The 16,043-nt window shown below is 72.4% G+C and carries 15 protein-coding genes and 2 pseudogenes; 10 read left to right on the forward strand and 7 right to left on the reverse strand.

Annotation, left to right across the window (positions count from 1 at the left end):
* Positions 1-6 precede the first annotated feature (6 nt).
* Together AB0M97_RS13120 and AB0M97_RS13125 are read left to right on the forward strand one after the other, a co-directional pair.
* Positions 7-210: pseudogene (locus tag AB0M97_RS13120) on the forward strand (glycosyltransferase family 2 protein); the annotation flags it as partial.
* 1 nt (position 211) lies between these two features.
* Complete coding sequence (locus AB0M97_RS13125) at positions 212-355, forward strand: hypothetical protein (RefSeq protein WP_365960990.1); 144 nt, start codon at positions 212-214, stop codon at positions 353-355.
* Here the strand turns inward: AB0M97_RS13125 and AB0M97_RS13130 are convergent.
* A complete protein-coding gene (locus AB0M97_RS13130) occupies positions 352-1,089 on the reverse strand; it encodes a Mut7-C RNAse domain-containing protein (RefSeq protein ID WP_365960899.1) in 738 nt (245 codons plus the stop codon). The two genes, AB0M97_RS13125 and AB0M97_RS13130, sit on opposite strands and share 4 nt — an antisense overlap.
* Positions 1,090-1,152: 63 nt before the next feature.
* Positions 1,153-1,866, reverse strand: coding sequence for a hemolysin III family protein (locus tag AB0M97_RS13135; protein ID WP_365960900.1), 714 nt, complete (start codon positions 1,864-1,866; stop codon positions 1,153-1,155).
* A 327-nt stretch (positions 1,867-2,193) separates the two neighbouring features.
* On the opposite strand from AB0M97_RS13135, the gene AB0M97_RS13140 reads away from it, so the two are divergent.
* Positions 2,194-4,026, forward strand: coding sequence for a phosphoenolpyruvate carboxykinase (GTP) (locus tag AB0M97_RS13140; protein ID WP_365960901.1), 1,833 nt, complete (start codon positions 2,194-2,196; stop codon positions 4,024-4,026).
* A 296-nt stretch (positions 4,027-4,322) separates the two neighbouring features.
* Here AB0M97_RS13140 and AB0M97_RS13145 read toward each other — a convergent pair whose 3' ends face one another.
* A complete protein-coding gene (locus AB0M97_RS13145; RefSeq protein WP_365960902.1) occupies positions 4,323-4,742 on the reverse strand; it encodes a hypothetical protein in 420 nt (139 codons plus the stop codon).
* A 73-nt stretch (positions 4,743-4,815) separates the two neighbouring features.
* Complete coding sequence (locus AB0M97_RS13150) at positions 4,816-6,027, reverse strand: pyridoxal phosphate-dependent aminotransferase (protein ID WP_365960903.1); 1,212 nt, start codon at positions 6,025-6,027, stop codon at positions 4,816-4,818.
* A gap of 126 nt (positions 6,028-6,153) precedes the next feature.
* Here AB0M97_RS13150 and AB0M97_RS13155 point away from each other — a divergent pair, with 126 nt between their 5' ends.
* A complete protein-coding gene (locus AB0M97_RS13155) occupies positions 6,154-6,954 on the forward strand; it encodes a hypothetical protein (protein ID WP_365960904.1) in 801 nt (266 codons plus the stop codon).
* Positions 6,955-6,976: 22 nt separating this feature from the next.
* Here AB0M97_RS13155 and AB0M97_RS13160 read toward each other — a convergent pair whose 3' ends face one another.
* Both AB0M97_RS13160 and AB0M97_RS13165 read right to left on the reverse strand, forming a co-directional pair.
* On the reverse strand, positions 6,977-8,602 hold the full coding sequence (locus AB0M97_RS13160; RefSeq protein ID WP_365960905.1) for a D-aminoacylase: 1,626 nt from the start codon (positions 8,600-8,602) through the stop codon (positions 6,977-6,979).
* Positions 8,603-8,612: 10 nt separating this feature from the next.
* Entirely contained in the window at positions 8,613-9,878 is a 1,266-nt protein-coding gene (locus tag AB0M97_RS13165; RefSeq protein WP_365960906.1) for an amino acid deaminase, read from the reverse strand.
* A 135-nt stretch (positions 9,879-10,013) separates the two neighbouring features.
* On the opposite strand from AB0M97_RS13165, the gene AB0M97_RS13170 reads away from it, so the two are divergent.
* The 5 genes and pseudogenes from AB0M97_RS13170 to AB0M97_RS13190 all read left to right on the forward strand — a co-directional run bounded on the left by AB0M97_RS13170 (position 10,014) and on the right by AB0M97_RS13190 (position 13,058).
* Entirely contained in the window at positions 10,014-11,069 is a 1,056-nt protein-coding gene (locus tag AB0M97_RS13170) for a sugar kinase (protein ID WP_365960908.1), read from the forward strand.
* Positions 11,066-11,827 (forward strand): IclR family transcriptional regulator, encoded by a 762-nt coding sequence (locus AB0M97_RS13175; protein ID WP_365960909.1) that lies wholly within the window; start codon positions 11,066-11,068, stop codon positions 11,825-11,827. The genes AB0M97_RS13170 and AB0M97_RS13175 overlap by 4 nt, the downstream gene beginning before the upstream one ends.
* Positions 11,824-12,234, forward strand: a complete 411-nt coding sequence (locus AB0M97_RS13180; RefSeq protein ID WP_365960910.1) for a RidA family protein — start codon at positions 11,824-11,826, stop codon at positions 12,232-12,234. Before AB0M97_RS13175 ends, AB0M97_RS13180 begins: the two co-directional genes overlap by 4 nt.
* Positions 12,235-12,308: 74 nt before the next feature.
* A pseudogene (locus tag AB0M97_RS13185) lies at positions 12,309-12,446 on the forward strand (hypothetical protein); the annotation flags it as partial.
* Positions 12,447-12,530: 84 nt separating this feature from the next.
* Complete coding sequence (locus tag AB0M97_RS13190) at positions 12,531-13,058, forward strand: hypothetical protein (protein ID WP_365960911.1); 528 nt, start codon at positions 12,531-12,533, stop codon at positions 13,056-13,058.
* Here the strand turns inward: AB0M97_RS13190 and AB0M97_RS13195 are convergent.
* Positions 13,055-14,413 carry a M14 family metallopeptidase gene (locus AB0M97_RS13195; protein WP_365960912.1) on the reverse strand — a complete coding sequence of 453 codons (1,359 nt, stop codon included), beginning with the start codon at positions 14,411-14,413 and terminating at the stop codon, positions 13,055-13,057. The genes AB0M97_RS13190 and AB0M97_RS13195 overlap by 4 nt on opposite strands.
* 297 nt (positions 14,414-14,710) lie before the next feature.
* On the opposite strand from AB0M97_RS13195, the gene AB0M97_RS13200 reads away from it, so the two are divergent.
* Positions 14,711-16,033, forward strand: coding sequence for an Nramp family divalent metal transporter (locus AB0M97_RS13200; protein WP_365960913.1), 1,323 nt, complete (start codon positions 14,711-14,713; stop codon positions 16,031-16,033).
* Positions 16,034-16,043 lie beyond the last annotated feature (10 nt).

A 16,043-nucleotide genomic window follows, 5' to 3' on the forward strand; every position in this document is an offset into this window, starting at 1 on the left:
GCCGCGCCGGACGGGGACGAGCACGTGTCGTTCTCGCTGCCGCTGCCCGCACGGCGCGAGGGGGCCGTGCTCGACCGCACGATCCAGCGGCTGCCGGAGTCCGGCCACACGGCCTACGAGACCGTCGTGAGCGTCGGACACGACGAACCGGGGACCACCGCGGTCGCCGGGTACGCGGCGGCGCGCGACCCGCACGTGCGCGTGGTCGTCGGTGACGGCGACAACGTCGACCTGCGCCTGGCTGAAGCGGCAGGAGTACGGCCGCCTGAAGGCCGACGGCAGGGACGATCCGCTGCCCCTGGACCGCGACGGGGACGGCATCGCCTGCGGCAAGGGGGATGGGGGACGACGCTAGCCGCTGTGGCCGGGTGAGAACTCGGCGAGGGCGCGTTCCACGATGGCCTCCAGCTGTTCGTGGTGCGCGCCCTTCCAGTAGGCGCGTCCGCACTCCCGGCACTGCGCGAACACGTCGTACGACCGCTGCGTGCCGCCCTTCAGCTGGTCGGCGACCTCCTCCTTGGAGGCCTCGCGCAGCAGCCCGTTGCAGGCGGTGCAGCGCGTCCAGGGGCGCAGCTCGGGCTGGAAGCGGTCCAGGACGTCGCGGAGCTGGTCGTCGGGCCGGGTGCTGTAGACGAAGGCGCCGGCCCACAGTTCGCGGCGGCGCAGCAGGCCCCGGTCGCGGCTGAGCATGACGCGCCGCTCGGCGGCGGAGCGGGCGGCGAGGGCGGGGTCGCCGATGTCCGTCGACTCGTACGCCGTGTCCACGCCGAGCAGCCGCATGCGGCGGGCCAGCGTGCCGAGGTGCACGTCGAGGAGGAACCGCAGGGGCGCGCCGGGGACCCGCTGGGGGCGCTGCACGGTCTCGACGCTCACTCGCTCGCCGTCGGCCGGGACGTGCGACGCCGGTACCTCGCGGCCGTCGACCACCAGGGCGCCGACCTCGGTGAGCGGGACGCCGAGCGACTCCACGACGTGGCCGAGGGCCGAGACGCCGTCGGTGCGCAGCGCGGTGGCGCCGCGGCGGCGTTCGCCGGCCAGGAAGACGTGCAGCTCGGAGGCGAAGGCGACGTGGATCTCCGGACGGTTCACCCGGTCAGGATGACACGACGGCCGCGGACCCGGCCGGTGCTTTTCGCGCGCCCGCGGGCCCGGTCACCCGTGCTGGTACGCCACCAGGGAGATCCCGACGTAGTGCGTGATGAACGCCGCCAGGGTGAAGGAGTGGAAGACCTCGTGGAAGCCGAACCAGCGCGGGGACGGGTTGGGGCGCTGCAGGCCGTAGATCACGCCGCCGACGCTGTAGAGCAGGCCGCCGGTGATCACCAGGACGAGGACCGTGGCGCCGCCGGCCCGCAGGAAGTCCGGCAGGTAGAAGACGGCCGCCCAGCCCATGGCGATGTAGCAGGGCGTGTAGAGCCAGCGGGGTGCCCCGACCCAGAACACGCGGAAGAGGATGCCGGCCGCGGCGGCTCCCCAGATGCCCCACAGCAGCCACTGCCCCTTGGCGCCGGGCAGGAGGAGCACGGTCAGCGGTGTGTAGGTGCCCGCGATGATCAGGAAGATGTTGGCGTGGTCGAGCCGGCGCAGGATGCCGTCCATGCGCGGGCTCCAGTCGCCGCGGTGGTACAGCGCGCTGACGCCGAACAGCAGGCACGCCGTCAGGGCGTAGATCCCGCAGGCGAGGCGGGCGCGGGGGGACGTGGCGAAGGCGGTGAGCACCAGGCCGGCGATCAGGGCCGCGGGGAACATGCCCAGGTGCAGCCAGCCGCGGAGCTTGGGCTTGACGGGGTGCGGCAGGGTGAGCGCGACGGGGCCGCGGCCGGCGGCCGACGACTCCGTGCGCGCGTCGGGGGCGGACGCTGTCATGCGCTTCATCGTACCTACGCAACCGTAAGTTATGCGTCTGAGGATGGCGTTGGCGGCCGGGAGTGGCCATGGTCTCACGGGGACACCCGGCCATGGATCTGACGGAGTACCCCGGGTGAGAAGGCGGTAACGCCCGGAGGGCGCCGGAGCGAGTGGCGATGCTCACTCCGCTCACCTGTGAGGCCCTCTGGACATATGGGCGATCTCGTCGGATGATCAAATGAGTGCGGTCGGCACCGGATGAGCGCCAGACGTGAACCGTGAAGCATCCGGGTCGCAGCCCCCACGGGGCCTCCAACCAAAAAAATCCCTCATTTAGGAGCAATCGTGGCGCGCGACATCGCGGCTCCCTCCGTGGTCCCCACCAACCACCAGGAACTGATCTCGTGGGTCGACGAGATCGCCGAACTGACGCAGCCGGACGCCGTGGTCTGGTGCGACGGGTCGGAAGCCGAGTACGAGCGACTGTGCGAGGAGCTCGTCCGCAAGGGCACCTTCAGGAAGCTCGACCCGATCAAGCGCCCCAACTCCTACTACGCCGCCTCCGACCCCACCGACGTCGCCCGCGTCGAGGACCGCACCTTCATCTGCTCCGAGAAGGAGGAGGACGCCGGCCCCACCAACCACTGGAAGGCCCCCGCCGAGATGCGGGAGATCTTCCAGGGCTCCGGAGGGCAGGGCGGCCTGTTCCGCGGCTCGATGCGCGGCCGCACCATGTACGTCGTGCCCTTCTGCATGGGCCCGCTCGGCTCGCCGCTGTCCGCGATCGGCGTCGAGATCACCGACTCGGCCTACGTCGCCGTCTCCATGCGCACGATGACCCGGATGGGCCGGGCCGTCCTGGACGAGCTGGGCGACGAGGGCTTCTTCGTCAAGGCCGTCCACTCGCTCGGCGCCCCGCTGGAGCCCGGCCAGGCGGACGTCCCGTGGCCCTGCAACAGCACCAAGTACATCTCGCACTTCCCGGAGTCCCGCGAGATCTGGTCCTACGGCTCCGGCTACGGCGGCAACGCCCTGCTCGGCAAGAAGTGCTACGCCCTGCGCATCGCCTCCGTGATGGCCCGCGACGAGGGCTGGCTCGCCGAGCACATGCTCATCCTCAAGCTCACCCCGCCGCGCGGCGAGTCCAGGTACGTCGCCGCCGCCTTCCCGAGCGCCTGCGGCAAGACCAACCTCGCCATGCTGGAGCCGACCATCCCCGGCTGGACGGTCGAGACCATCGGCGACGACATCGCCTGGATGCGCTTCGGCGAGGACGGCCGCCTCTACGCGATCAACCCCGAGGCCGGCTTCTTCGGCGTCGCGCCCGGCACCGGCGAGCACACCAACGCCAACGCGATGAAGACGCTGTGGGGCAACGCCGTCTTCACCAACGTCGCCCTCACCGACGACGGCGACGTGTGGTGGGAGGGCATGACCGAGCAGCCCCCGGCCCACCTCACGGACTGGAAGGGCAACGACTGGACGCCCGAGTCGGACACCCCGGCCGCGCACCCCAACGCCCGCTTCACCGTCCCCGCCTCGCAGTGCCCGATCATCGCGCCCGAGTGGGAGGACCCCAAGGGCGTGCCGATCTCCGCGATCCTCTTCGGCGGGCGGCGCGCCACCGCCGTACCGCTCGTGACGGAGTCCTTCGACTGGAACCACGGCGTCTTCCTCGGCGCCAACGTGGCCTCCGAGAAGACCGCCGCGGCCGAGGGCAAGGTCGGCGAGCTGCGCCGCGACCCGTTCGCCATGCTGCCGTTCTGCGGCTACAACATGGGCGACTACATGGGTCACTGGGTCGACGTCGCCAAGGGCAAGGACCAGTCGAAACTGCCGAAGATCTACTACGTCAACTGGTTCCGCAAGAACGACGAGGGCGCCTTCGTCTGGCCCGGCTTCGGTGAGAACGGCCGCGTCCTGAAGTGGATCGTGGAGCGCCTGGAGGGCAGGGCCGAGGGCGAGCAGACCCCGATCGGCGTGCTGCCGGCCAAGGGCGCCCTCGACACCAGCGGCCTGGACCTGTCCGCCGAGGAGCTGGACTTCCTGCTCTCCGTCGACAAGGAGGTGTGGCGGGAGGAGGCCGCGCTGATCCCCGAGCACCTCAACACCTTCGGCGACCACACGCCGAAGGAGCTGTGGGACGAGTACCGCGCGCTGGTCGAGCGCCTGGGCTGATCCCCCCGAGAACCCCCGCGGCCGGCCCCGATGGGAGCCCTGACCAGTGATCGTCACGGGCCGGTCGCGGTGGCGGCACATGTCACGAACCGAGGCCCCGTACAACGGCGTGCGGGGCCGTGCTGCCGCGCTCCCTTGAACACGGGATCTTCACCACTGCTGCATGGGTACGGCACGAGCCCCGCCATCACTGGCGGGGCTCTGTCCACATTGTGGTGCGCGTGGTTTCATGGCGCCCGGTCCGCGCGTCGCTGCGGGTGCACGCGGACCGGGGCCGTTCGGGGAGCCCGGTGGGCTCAGTGGGACGCGAGCGCGCGCGGCTCCAGGGCCGCGGCGTGGGCGTCCATGCGCTCGGCGGCCAGGATGGCGGCGGCCGTGTCGGCGCGGGAGGCGGCGACGACCAGGGCGCGGCCCGCCAGGGCGTGGGCCCGCCGGTGCAGGGCGTCGGTCCGGGGCGCGGGAGTGGCGGTCGCCGTGGCGCGGGCCGGCGGACGTCCGCCCCGCAGCCGGGTCACCTGGGCGGCGAGCCGCTCGGAGGCGGCCTCCAGATCGGTGGACGGGGCCAGCGCGCGCAGCTCGTCCGTGACGGCGAGCAGCGCCGCGAGATGGCCCGCGAGCTGGATGTCCAGCTCCTCCTCACGGGACCGGTGGGGGAAGTCGGGGGCGCTGTCGGCCATCGTGCTGTGGACCGACTTGGTGCGGATCGGCTCGTACATGGGATGGCCTCCTGAACTCCAACAGGAAACCATCCTAGCTTAGATTTCGTCTAAAGTTGTGTCGGGTACGTCTCTAGGGCTGGCTGTAGCCGTCCAGGAAGCGGCCGATCCGGCCCACCGCGTCCCGCAGGTCCGTGACCGCGGGCAGGGTCACCACCCGGAAGTGGTCCGGCTCGGGCCAGTTGAAGCCCGTGCCCTGCACGACCATGATCTTCTCGCGGCGCAGCAGGTCCAGGACCATCCGCCGGTCGTCCCTGATCTTGAACACCTTGGGGTCGAGGCGCGGGAAGAGGTACAGCGCGCCCTTCGGCCGCACGCACGTCACGCCCGGGATCCGCGTCAGCATGTCGTAGGCGACGTCCAGCTGCTCCTTCAGGCGCCCGCCCGGCAGCACGAGGTCGCTGATGGTCTGGCGTCCACTGAGTGCGGCGACCACGCCGTGCTGGCCCGGCATGTTCGCGCACAGCCGCATGTTGGCGAGGATCGTCAGGCCCTCGATGTAGGAGTCGGCGTGCGCGCGCGGGCCGGAGATCGACATCCAGCCGACGCGGTAGCCGGCCACCCGGTAGGCCTTCGACATGCCGTTGAAGGTCAGCGTCAGCAGGTCGGGGGCGATCTTCGCGGTCGGGGTGTGCGTGGCGCCGTCGTAGAGGATCTTGTCGTAGATCTCGTCGGAGCAGACCAGCAGGTTGTGGCGGCGGGCGATGTCGGTGAGGCCCTTGAGGACGGCGTCGTCGTAGACGGCGCCCGTCGGGTTGTTCGGGTTGATGACGACGATCGCCTTGGTGCGGTCGGTGACCTTCCGCTCCACGTCCGCGAGGTCGGGCATCCAGTCGGACTGCTCGTCGCACCGGTAGTGCACGGCGGTGCCGCCGGACAGGGAGACGGCCGCGGTCCACAGCGGGTAGTCCGGCGCCGGGACGAGCACCTCGTCGCCGTCGTCCAGCAGGCCCTGCATCGCCATGACGATCAGCTCGGAGACGCCGTTGCCGATGAAGACGTGCTCGACGTCCGTCTCGATGCCGAGCGTCTGGTTGTGCATCACGACGGCCCGGCGCGCGGCCAGCAGGCCCTTCGCGTCGCCGTAGCCGTGCGCCGAGGACACGTTGCGGAGGATGTCCTCCAGGATCTCGGGCGGGCACTCGAAGCCGAACGCGGCCGGGTTGCCCGTGTTGAGCTTGAGGATGCGGTGACCGGCAGCTTCCAGCCGCATCGCCTCCTCGAGCACCGGACCCCGGATCTCGTAACAGACGTTGGCGAGCTTGGTCGACTGGATCACCTGCATGTCTGGGAGCTTACGGCCCGGTAAAGCCGTCCGGGCCGTGTTTTCCGCCACGTGAGACGCGGCGGTTTGGGTGGTTATCGCCGCCGGCTGTCCCCGGAGCCCCTCCCGTCCCTACAATGCGCGGCCATGGCGAGGCCACCCCAGTACGACAACGGGCCGTACGGTGCGCGTCCGGCGGCCGGTGCTCCCGGCGCGCCGGACCTCCACGGTGCCCACCGGGCGGCCGGTGCGCCGTGGGCTCACCCGAACGTGTACGTCCCACCGGCCGCACCGCCACCCGCGTACGACGCGTACGCCGATCCGGCGACGGCCCACGGCTGGCGGAGCGAGTACGACGAGACGCGGCAGCTGCCGCCCGTGCCGGAGGCGGACCGCGACGGCGGCTCCGTGCGGCGCCCCCCGGGAGGCCGCCGGGGTGCGCGGCGCAAGCCGAGTCCCTGGCGTTCGCGCGGGGCGGCCGTGGCCGTCGGCGCGCTGGGGGCGGTGTCGGCGGCGGCCCTGGTCGCGGGCTTCTCCCTCGGGCGTTCCGCGGGCTCCCCGGGCGGCGCCGAGGGCAGGGACGACCGTACGAGCCCGACGGCGGTCGAGTCCGAGGAGGCCGAGCAGGAGACGGAGGCGAAGGAACGGGGAGGGCGGCGGGAGAGCGGCGCTCCGGGCGAGGCGCAGCCCACGGGGGCGCCGGGAAGCGGTACGGCCCCGGCGTCGGCGGGCCCCGCGTCACCGAGCGCCTCGGAGCAGCCGGACGGACCCGGCGCCCCGGGCTTCCCGGGCGTCCCGGTGGGTTCCGCCCCGGCCGCGAGCCCTTCCTCCGCCCCGGCGACGGCCACGGCGTCCGCACCGGCCCCGGCGCCCACGACCGACGCACCGGCCGGGCCCCGCGACCCCGCCGGCAAGCCGGGCAAGGGGGGCGGCCGGGGCCCCAAGTAGGCGGCGCCGGCGGCCGGGCGGCTCACACCGGGGTTCTGCGGACCGCCCGCCCCGCCAGCACGTCCGTCCTGCGGCCGTCCTCGACGGCGAACCGGCCGTCGACCAGGACGTACGGGATGCCCGTCGGCAGCGCGCGCGGCTCCTCGAACGTGGACCCCGCCGCCACCGTCGCCGGGTCGAACAGGACCAGGTCGGCGCGGTGGCCCTCGCGGACCAGGCCGCGGTCCGGCAGGCGCAGCCGGGCCGCCGGGCGCCCGGTCAGGTGCGCCACGCACTCCTCCAGGGACAGCACCCCCAGCTCCCGCACGTACCGGCCGAGGTAGTGCGGGAACGTGCCGTACGCCCGGGGGTGCGGCTTGGCGCCCTGGAGGATGCCGTCCGAGCCGCCCGTGTGGACCCGGTGCCGCATGATCGTGCGGACGTTCTCCTCGTGGCCGACGTGCTGGAGGATCGTCGGGGCCAGCCGGTCCGTGAGCAGCAGGCGGCGCGCCACCTGCCACGGCGTCTCGCCCCGGTCCGCCGCCGACCGCGCCACCGTGCGGCCCACGTACGGGGCGAGGGACGGGTCCGCCACCCCGGAGACCTCGATCGTCTCCCACTCCACCGGCACCCCGTGGCAGCCGTCCGAGCCGGTCTCCTCCAGGTGGTGACGGATGCGCTCGGCGGTCTCCTCGTCGGCCAGGCGGCGCAGGGTCTCCTCCGGACCGCCCTCGCTCGCCCAGCTCGGCAGGACCGCCACCAGGGTCGTGCAGCCGGGGGTGTAGGGGTAGGTGTCGAGGGTGATGTCGGCGCCCGCCGCCAGCGCCTCGTCGAGCAGGGCCAGCAGCTCGGGCGCCCGGCCCTCGTTCACGCCGAAGTTCATCGTCGCGTGGGCCAGGTGCAGCGGGCAGCCCGCCTCGCTCGTGAGCGTCACCATCTCGCGGTACGCCTCCAGGGCGCCCACGCCGTAACTGCGGTGGTGCGGGCAGTAGTAGCCGCCGTACCGCGCCACCACCCGGCACAGCTCGGTGAGTTCGGCGTCCTTCGCGTACATGCCCGGCGTGTACGTCAGCCCCGACGACAGGCCGACCGCGCCCTCCTCCAGGCCCTCCGCCACCAGCCGGCGCATGCGGTCCAGCTCGGCCGGGGTCGCCTCGCGGTCCTCCCAGCCGACCGCCAGCGCGCGGACCGTGCCCTGCGGGATCAGATAGGCCGCGTTGACCGCGATGCCCTGCCCGTCGACGCCCCGGTCCAGCCGGTCCAGGTACTCGCCCACCGAGCGCCAGTCGAAGTCCAGGTCGTCGCCGTGGCCGTTCCAGCCGGCGATCGCGCGGCGCACCTCGCCGAGGGTGCGGTCGTCCACCGGCGCGTACGACAGGCCGTCCTGGCCGATCACCTCCAGCGTGACGCCCTGCGCGACCTTCGCGCTGTGGTCGGGGTCGCGCAGCAGTGCCAGGTCGCTGTGCGCGTGCATGTCGACGAAGCCGGGGGCCAGGACGAGGCCCTCGGCGTCCACCTCCCGCGTCGCCCGGGGGCGCTGGCAGCCCGCTGCCGCCGCCTCCTGGACGATCGACACGATCCTGCCGCCGGCCACGACGACATCGGCGCGGTAGGAGGGGCCGCCCGTGCCGTCCACGACGTCCGCGTCCCGGATGACGAGGTCTTCCATCGGGGTCCTCTCAGAAGAACGTGCGGATGTAGTCGACGACCGTGCCGTCCGCCTGCGCGAGGGGGATCAGCGGCCACTTGTCGAAGGACGTGCACGGGTGGGACAGGCCCATGCCGAGCCAGTCGCCCACCTCCAGGTCGGCGCCGGGGTCCGTGCGCACCCAGGCGTGCTGGTCGGACAGGGCGGTCACCGTGACGCCGGTCGCCGGGCGCTCCTCGCCGTCGCGCCGGACCACCTGGGCCAGCGGCAGGTCGAGGTCGTGGGCGGCGTCCCGCTTGCCCGCGTTGACGAACGCCTGGTCCGGCGAGGGACGGGACACCACCTGCGCCCACAGCCGGAACGCGGGCTCCAGGGCGCCCTCCTCGGGGACCCGGTTGAACGGGGTCAGCCTGCGGTAGTGGCCGTCGTCGTGCGAGACGTACGCGCCCGAGCGCAGCAGCCTCAGCACGGGCCGGGACAGCTCGGGCAGCTCCGCGAACACGTCGGCCACCGCGTCGAACCAGGCGCTGCCTCCCGCGCTGACGACGATCTCGCCGAGCCCCTCGAAGCGCCCCGCCCTGTCGAAGTCGACCGCCAGCGCCACCAGCCTGCGCAGCCAGGCCCGCACCCGCTCCGGGTCCGCCCGCGGCACCTCCCCCTCGTAGCCCGCGACACCGGCCAGGCGCAGGGTGGCCGTGGCCGCCACCGCGTCGGCGACCGCCGCGCACTCCGCCTCCGTGCGCACGCCGGTCCGGGCGCCCTCGCCGCCGGCCAGCTCCACGACGACCTCCACCGGGCGGGGCGTCCCGCGCAGCGCCGCGTCCATCAGCCGCACGCCGCGCACCGAGTCGACGTAGCAGACGAACCGGAACGCCGGGTCGGCGGCCAGCTCGGCCGCGATCCAGCGCAGCGCGGCGGGGTCCACCAGCTCGTTGGCGAGGAACACCCGCTCGATCCCGAACGCCCGCGCCACCCGCACCTGGTGGGGCACCGCGAGCGTGATGCCCCACGCGCCGCGCTCGATCTGGCGCCGGAACAGCTGCGGCGCCATGGAGGTCTTGCCGTGCGGGGCGAAGGCGAGGCCGTGCCGGGCCGCGTACGCCTCCATGAGCCGCAGGTTGTGCTCCAGGCGCTCGGCGGACAGGGCCAGGACCGGCGTGGTGAAACCACCGGTGAACAGGTTGCGGCGCTGGGCGGCCAGCTCGCCGACGGTCAGGCCGTCCGCGTCCGGCGGGAGCCCCTTGAACCGGTGGTCGACGCGTTCCCCGGCCAGACGGTCGAGAGCTTCGCTGCTCATGTACGCCTCCCTGATCAGGCAGATTGCATATTCTGCAACAAACGTTGCGTATATCGCTCACCGCTGTCTAACATCTCGGCCAACGCGGGGTCAACGGATACGGCCCGACCCCCCGGCCGAGGAGCTACGACCATCGTGACCGTCACCGGACCCCGCAAGGCCCCCGACGTCGTGGACGTCGTCGCGCTCGGCGAGTCCATGGTCACGTTCCTGCCCTCCCGGCCGGGCCGCCTCGCCGACGTGCCCTCCTTCGACCGGGCCATCGGCGGCGCCGAGTCCAACGTGGCGTGCGTGCTGGCCGCCGCCGGGCACACCACGCGCTGGGTCAGCAGGGTCGGCGCCGACGGCTTCGGCGACCACCTGGTGGAGACGATCGCGGGCTACGGCGTCGACACCGGCTCGGTGCGCCGCGACCCGGCCCGCCCGACCGGCGTCTACTTCCGCACCGCCGGGGACCGCGCCACGGACGCCCACGAAGTGGCGTACTACCGGGCGGGCTCGGCGGCCTCCGCGATGAGCCCGCACACCGTCGACCTGGCCGCGTGCCGCGCCGCCCGCGTCCTGCACCTGTCGGGCATCACCGCCGCGCTCTCCACGGGCTGCCTGGACCTGCTGCGCGAGCTGACCGCGCCCGGCCCGGACCGGCCCCTCGTCTCCTTCGACGTGAACCACCGGCCGGGGCTGTGGCGCGAGGACCCGTCCGGCGCCGGGGTCCTCCTCGACCTGGCCCGCGGGGCGGACATCGTGTTCGTGGGGGAGGACGAGGCGCAGGAGGCGTGGGGCGTCGCCGGGGGCCCGCCGGCCGTCCGCGAGGCGCTGCCGCAGCCGCGGCTGGTGGTGGTGAAGCAGGGGGCGACGGGGGCCACAGCACTGGCCGACGCACAGCCCGCCGTGTTCGAACCGGCCCCCCACGTCACCCTGGTGGCCGCGACCGGCGCGGGCGACGCCTTCGCCGCGGGGTTCCTCTCCGCCACCCTGCGCGGCCTGCCGCTGCGCACCCGGCTGCGCCACGGCCACCTCGCGGCCGCCGCCGCCCTCACCGCCCCCGGCGACCTCGCCGCGCCCCCCGCCCGGGACCACGCCGACCGCCTGGCCGCCCTCGACGCCGCCGCGTGGGGGAGACTGCGACTCGGCCCCGGCTGGACAGCCGCGGACGGCGACCGGGCCGACGAGGAGGTATCCACGCCATGAGCCAGACCGTAGACCGGGCCCTGAGCATCCTGCCGCTGCTCGCCGAGGGCCCCGCCGACCTCGGGCAGGTCGCCGACCGCCTCGGCGTGCACAAGTCCACCGCGCTGCGCCTGCTGCGCACCCTGCACGAGCACGGCTTCGTCTACCGCCAGTCCGACCAGCGCTACCGCCTCGGCGCCCGCCTCATCGCGCTCGCCCAGGAAGCGATGGAGAACCTCGACGTCCGCGAGATCGCCCACCCCCACCTCGTACGCCTCAACGAGACCTGCGGGCACACCGTGCACCTCGCCGTGTACGAGGAGAACGAGGTGCTTTACATCGACAAGGTCGAGAGCCGCTACCCGGTGCGGATGTACTCCCGGATCGGCAAGCCCGTCGCCATCACCGTCGCGGCCGTCGCCAAGCTGCTCCTCGCCGACCTGCCCGAACCCGAGCGCCGCGCCGTCGCGGACAAGCTCGACTACCCCCTGTACACGCCCCGTTCGACCCCCAACGCCGACGCCTTCCTGAAGGAGCTGGCCACGGTGCGCGAACAGGGCTGGGCCACCGACCTCGGCGGCCACGAGGAGTCCATCAACTGCGTCGCCGCGCCGATCCGCGGCGCCGACGGCCGGGTGGTCGCCGCGATGTCGGTCTCCGCGCCGAACGTCGTCGTCACCGCCGACGAACTCCTCACCCTGCTCCCGCTGGTGCGCCGCACGGCGGACGCCATCAGCGGCGAGTACTCCGGCAGGACACCAGCAAAGGGCACCGCATGACCGACAAGACCGCGCTCACCCCGAAGACCCACACCACCCCGCCCGCGAAGTTCTCGCACGGCGTGAAGAAGGGCAACATCCTCCAGGTCGCCGGACAGGTCGGCTTCCTCCCCGCCGAGGAGGGCAAGCCGCCCACGCCCGCCGGCCCCACCCTGCGCGAGCAGACCCTCCAGACCCTCGCCAACGTCAAGGCGATCCTCGAAGAGGGCGGCGCGACCTGGGACGACGTGATGATGATCCGCGTCTACCTCACGGACACGGCCCACTTCGCCGAGATGAACGACCTCTACACCACCTACTTCGAGGAGCAGGGCCTCACCCAGCCGCCCGCCGCGCGCACCACGGTCTACGTCGGCCTGCCCGCGGGACTCCTCATCGAGATCGACGCGCTGGCCGTCCTCGGCTGACGCGCCCGGCTCCCCGCACCCCCCTCCACCGGCACGGCACGGCGCCCGCACCCCGGGGCGCCGTGCCGCGATTCAACGACGGCGGTTTCTGGATGGTCGCCAAGTACTTCGGCATCAGCGAGCGGGACACGCTCAAGACCTGGACGGTACTGGAGAGCGTGCTGTCGGTGGCCGGTTTCGCGGTGGCCGCGGTGCTCAGCGTCTTCGTGTAGACGTGGCGCGTTCGTGTAGGCGTCTGATAACGAAGTTGGGGCCGACTGTGCCAGGCACAGGTTTGTCGACCATACTGCTCCGCTGTGGAGCAGCGCATAGGTTCGAGCAGCCAGCCCCTGACGGGCGCCGGATTCGACCCGGCTTTCATCCCCGGGCTCACCCCGCCCGCGTCCGGCGAGGACGCCGGGCCGAAGCAGGCCGCGGACGCCGCGGCCGAACCGGGGGAGCCGGAGGAGAGCGAGGAGCCGGAGCCCGCCGCCCCCGAAGCGGGGGAGGAGCCGGCCTCCTCCGAGGAGGAGGCCGGCCCCGACGGGCCCGTCTTCGAGGCGTCCGACTTCCGCGCGCGGATCGTCGCCGACCACCGGGGCGTACGCATGCGTCTGGACGACCAGGAGTGCGAGTTCCGCTGGGACGAGATCGCCGCCGTGGAGACCGAACTGCCCCGCTTCGGCAAGCTGTTCACGGTCACGGTCCACACGCCCGACCGCCGCTGGTACCCCATCGAGATCCTGGCCGGGTCCCGGTCCCTGCACAAGGAATGGGACGCGCAGCTGGACCAGGTCCTGGACGCCTACTTCGACGACACGGCGGGCGAGCAGCAGGAGGACTAGCCGCAGTACTGCGCGGCCTTGCCGATCGACCGGTACATGCAGTCCGCGTTCTCCAGCAGTTGCAGCACGGCGTCACGGTTGCGTGCGGTCTCCCGCTCGATCACCTCGTCGGGCGGGTAGAACCCACCCCCGGAGCTGGACGCCGGATACATCTCGAAGGTGTACCCGAAGATCCTCTGGCTGCCCCACAGCCAGTCGTCGATCGACCCGTCGGTGATGTACAGGTCGCTGGACTGCTCCGCCGTGTACCCGTTGCTGGCGCCCATCTTCTGGCCGACGGCCGCGAAGGCGTTCCGGTCGTCCGCCGTCATGCCGGTGGTCGTGTCGGAGTACGTGTAGCCGAACGGCCACAGCACCAGCTCGCTGTACGTGTGGAAGTCGATCCCGGCCGTGATCTGCTGCTTGCCGCCGACGACCCGGCTGCGCACGAAGTCGGCGACCACCTTCACCTCGGGCGCCGACTCGGCCGACGGGCCGCGGTAGGTGTCCGAGGACGGCGAGCCGGAGGAACCGCCGCAGCAGCCCCAGCGGTAGTTCCAGTTCCGGTTGAGGTCCGTGCCGACGTACGTGGAGCCCGCGTTGGGCTGGCGGTTCTTGCGCCAGGAGCGGTAGGAGCCGGACGCGATGTCGTACTCGCCGCCGTCCGGGTTGAGGTCCGGGATGATCCAGATCTCCCGGTTGTTCACCATGTTGGTGACGCGCGAGTCCCTGCCGTAGCCGGCGCCCAGCTCGCGGATCAGGTAGAGCGCCATCTCCACGGTGAGGTGCTCGCGGGCGTGCTGGTGGTGCGTGAACAGCACCTCGGGCTCGGCCTCGTCGGCCGCCACGTTGTCGCTGATCTTGATGGCGACGATGTCCCGGCCCTGGTACGACTTGCCGATGACGCGCCGGCTCATGATGTTCGGGTACGTGGCGAGCCGCTGCGAGATCTCCGCGTTCATCTCGGCGTAGTTGTGGTAGCGCGAGTCGGCGGACGGGAAGTCGTAGAGGCGCATCTCGTCCGCCGCGGAGGAGCGGTCGGGGGCGGCGCCGAGCGGCTGCACCTCGTAGCCGTGCCTGCGCAGTTCGCGGATCTGGGCCGCGCGTCCGGAGACGACGACCGTCTCCTCGTCGGCCTCGTCCACGGTGACGCCCGCCGCGGCGATGGCGGTGCGCATGGCCGGGGTGCTGTGGTGGACGTGGATCTCGTACTGGCGCACCTCCTCGGCCGAGGCGGCCGTGGAGCGGGCGCTGTCGGCGGTGGCGTCGGACGCCGTGGCCGACAGGGGCGCCGCGAGGGCGAGGGCGAGGAGGGTGGCGAGGGCGGCGGTGCGTCTGCCGCCGCGGATGCCTGAGCCTCGGATGCGGAGTCGCATGAAGTCTCCTTGTTTCTCCAGGGGTTCCGGGGTCACCGGAAGTGGGGAGTGGAGCAGGGGGTGGTCCAGCGACGTGCGGGTGGGCGCCCGGTGTGCGGGCTGCCGCTCATCGTTCAGGTCGTGGCATGTGCAGGTCAATAGGGAAGGAGGGCCGACTGACCCTAACCGGCCGGAAACGGCCGCGCCTGCCGCACGCGTGTGCCGGGGTGTCACGGCCCGGTCCCGCCGTACGCGCATCGCGTGAAGAACCCGCAGGCCCTCTTGTCCGGGCGGCACCGATGGGCTTACTTGACCTCCATGGCGGACACCACGGAAAACACCAGCAAGGCCGCGGGCGGCCCCGGCCCGCGCACGTCCAGTTGGCGGTACATCGGACCCGGCATCGTCGTCGCCGCGACCGGCGTGGGAGCCGGAGACCTCGTCGCCACCCTCATCGCGGGCAGCAACTTCGGCTACACGCTCCTGTGGGCCGCGGTCGTCGGCTGCCTCGTCAAGATCTCCCTCGCGGAAGCCGCGGGCCGCTGGCACCTGTCCACCGGCCGCACCCTCTTCGACGGCTGGGCGAGCCTGGGCCGCTGGACGACGTGGTTCTTCGTCGTCTACGTCGTGATCTGGGGCTTCGTCTACGGCGCCGCGGCGATGTCGTCCAGCGCGCTCCCGCTCCAGGCCCTGTTCCCCGACGTGATGGACCTCCAGTGGTGGGGCGTCGCCTGCGGCCTGGTGGGCCTGGCCTTCGTCTGGTTCAACAAGTACGCCGTCTTCGAGAAGGTCATGACCGTCCTCGTCGGCGTCATGTTCGTCGTGACCGTGTACCTGGCGATCCGCGTCACCCCCAACCTCCCCGACGCCCTCGCCGGCCTGCTGCCGGTCCTGCCCGACGAGAAGGACTCGGTCCTCAACACCCTCGGCCTGATCGGCGGCGTCGGCGGCACCATCACGCTCGCCGCCTACGGCTACTGGGTCAACGCCAAGGGCTGGACCCACACCGGCTGGATGAAAATCATGCGGCTGGACAACCGGGTCGCCTACGTGACGACCGGCGTGTTCGTCGTCGCCATGCTCTTCGTCGGCGCGGAACTGCTGCACGCCGCCAACGTCTCCCTCGCGAGCGGCGACAAGGGCCTCGTCCAGCTCGGCGGCATCCTGGAGCGGGAGTACGGCACCGCCACCGCCAAGTTCTTCCTGATCGGCTTCTTCGCCACCTCCTTCACCTCGCTGATCGGCGTCTGGCACGGCGTGAGCCTGATGTTCTCCGACTTCGTCGCCCGCGAGAGGGCCGCCCGCGCGGGCCGCCCCGAGGCGCACGGCGAGGCGGTCGCGGCGGGCGACCGGGAGCGGTCCTGGCCGTTCCGCGCGTACCTGCTGTGGCTGACCTTCCCGCCGATGGTGCTGCTGTTCCAGGGCCAGCCCTTCCGCCTGGTCGTCATCTACGGCGTGCTGGGCGCGGCGTTCATGCCGTTCCTGGCGCTGACCCTGGTGTGGCTGCTCAACTCCTCCCGCACGCCCGGGGAGTGGCGCAACGGCATGCTGAGCAACGCCATGCTGACGATCGCCGGGCTGCTGTTCCTGGTGCTGTGCGTCAAGCAGGTCTGGGACCAGCCGTGGGGGGAGTTCTTCTAGGCGGGTTCCT

Origin of the sequence: Streptomyces sp. NPDC051207 (assembly GCF_040682395.1) — a bacterium.
In the GTDB taxonomy this organism is placed as follows: Bacteria; Actinomycetota; Actinomycetes; order Streptomycetales; family Streptomycetaceae; genus Streptomyces.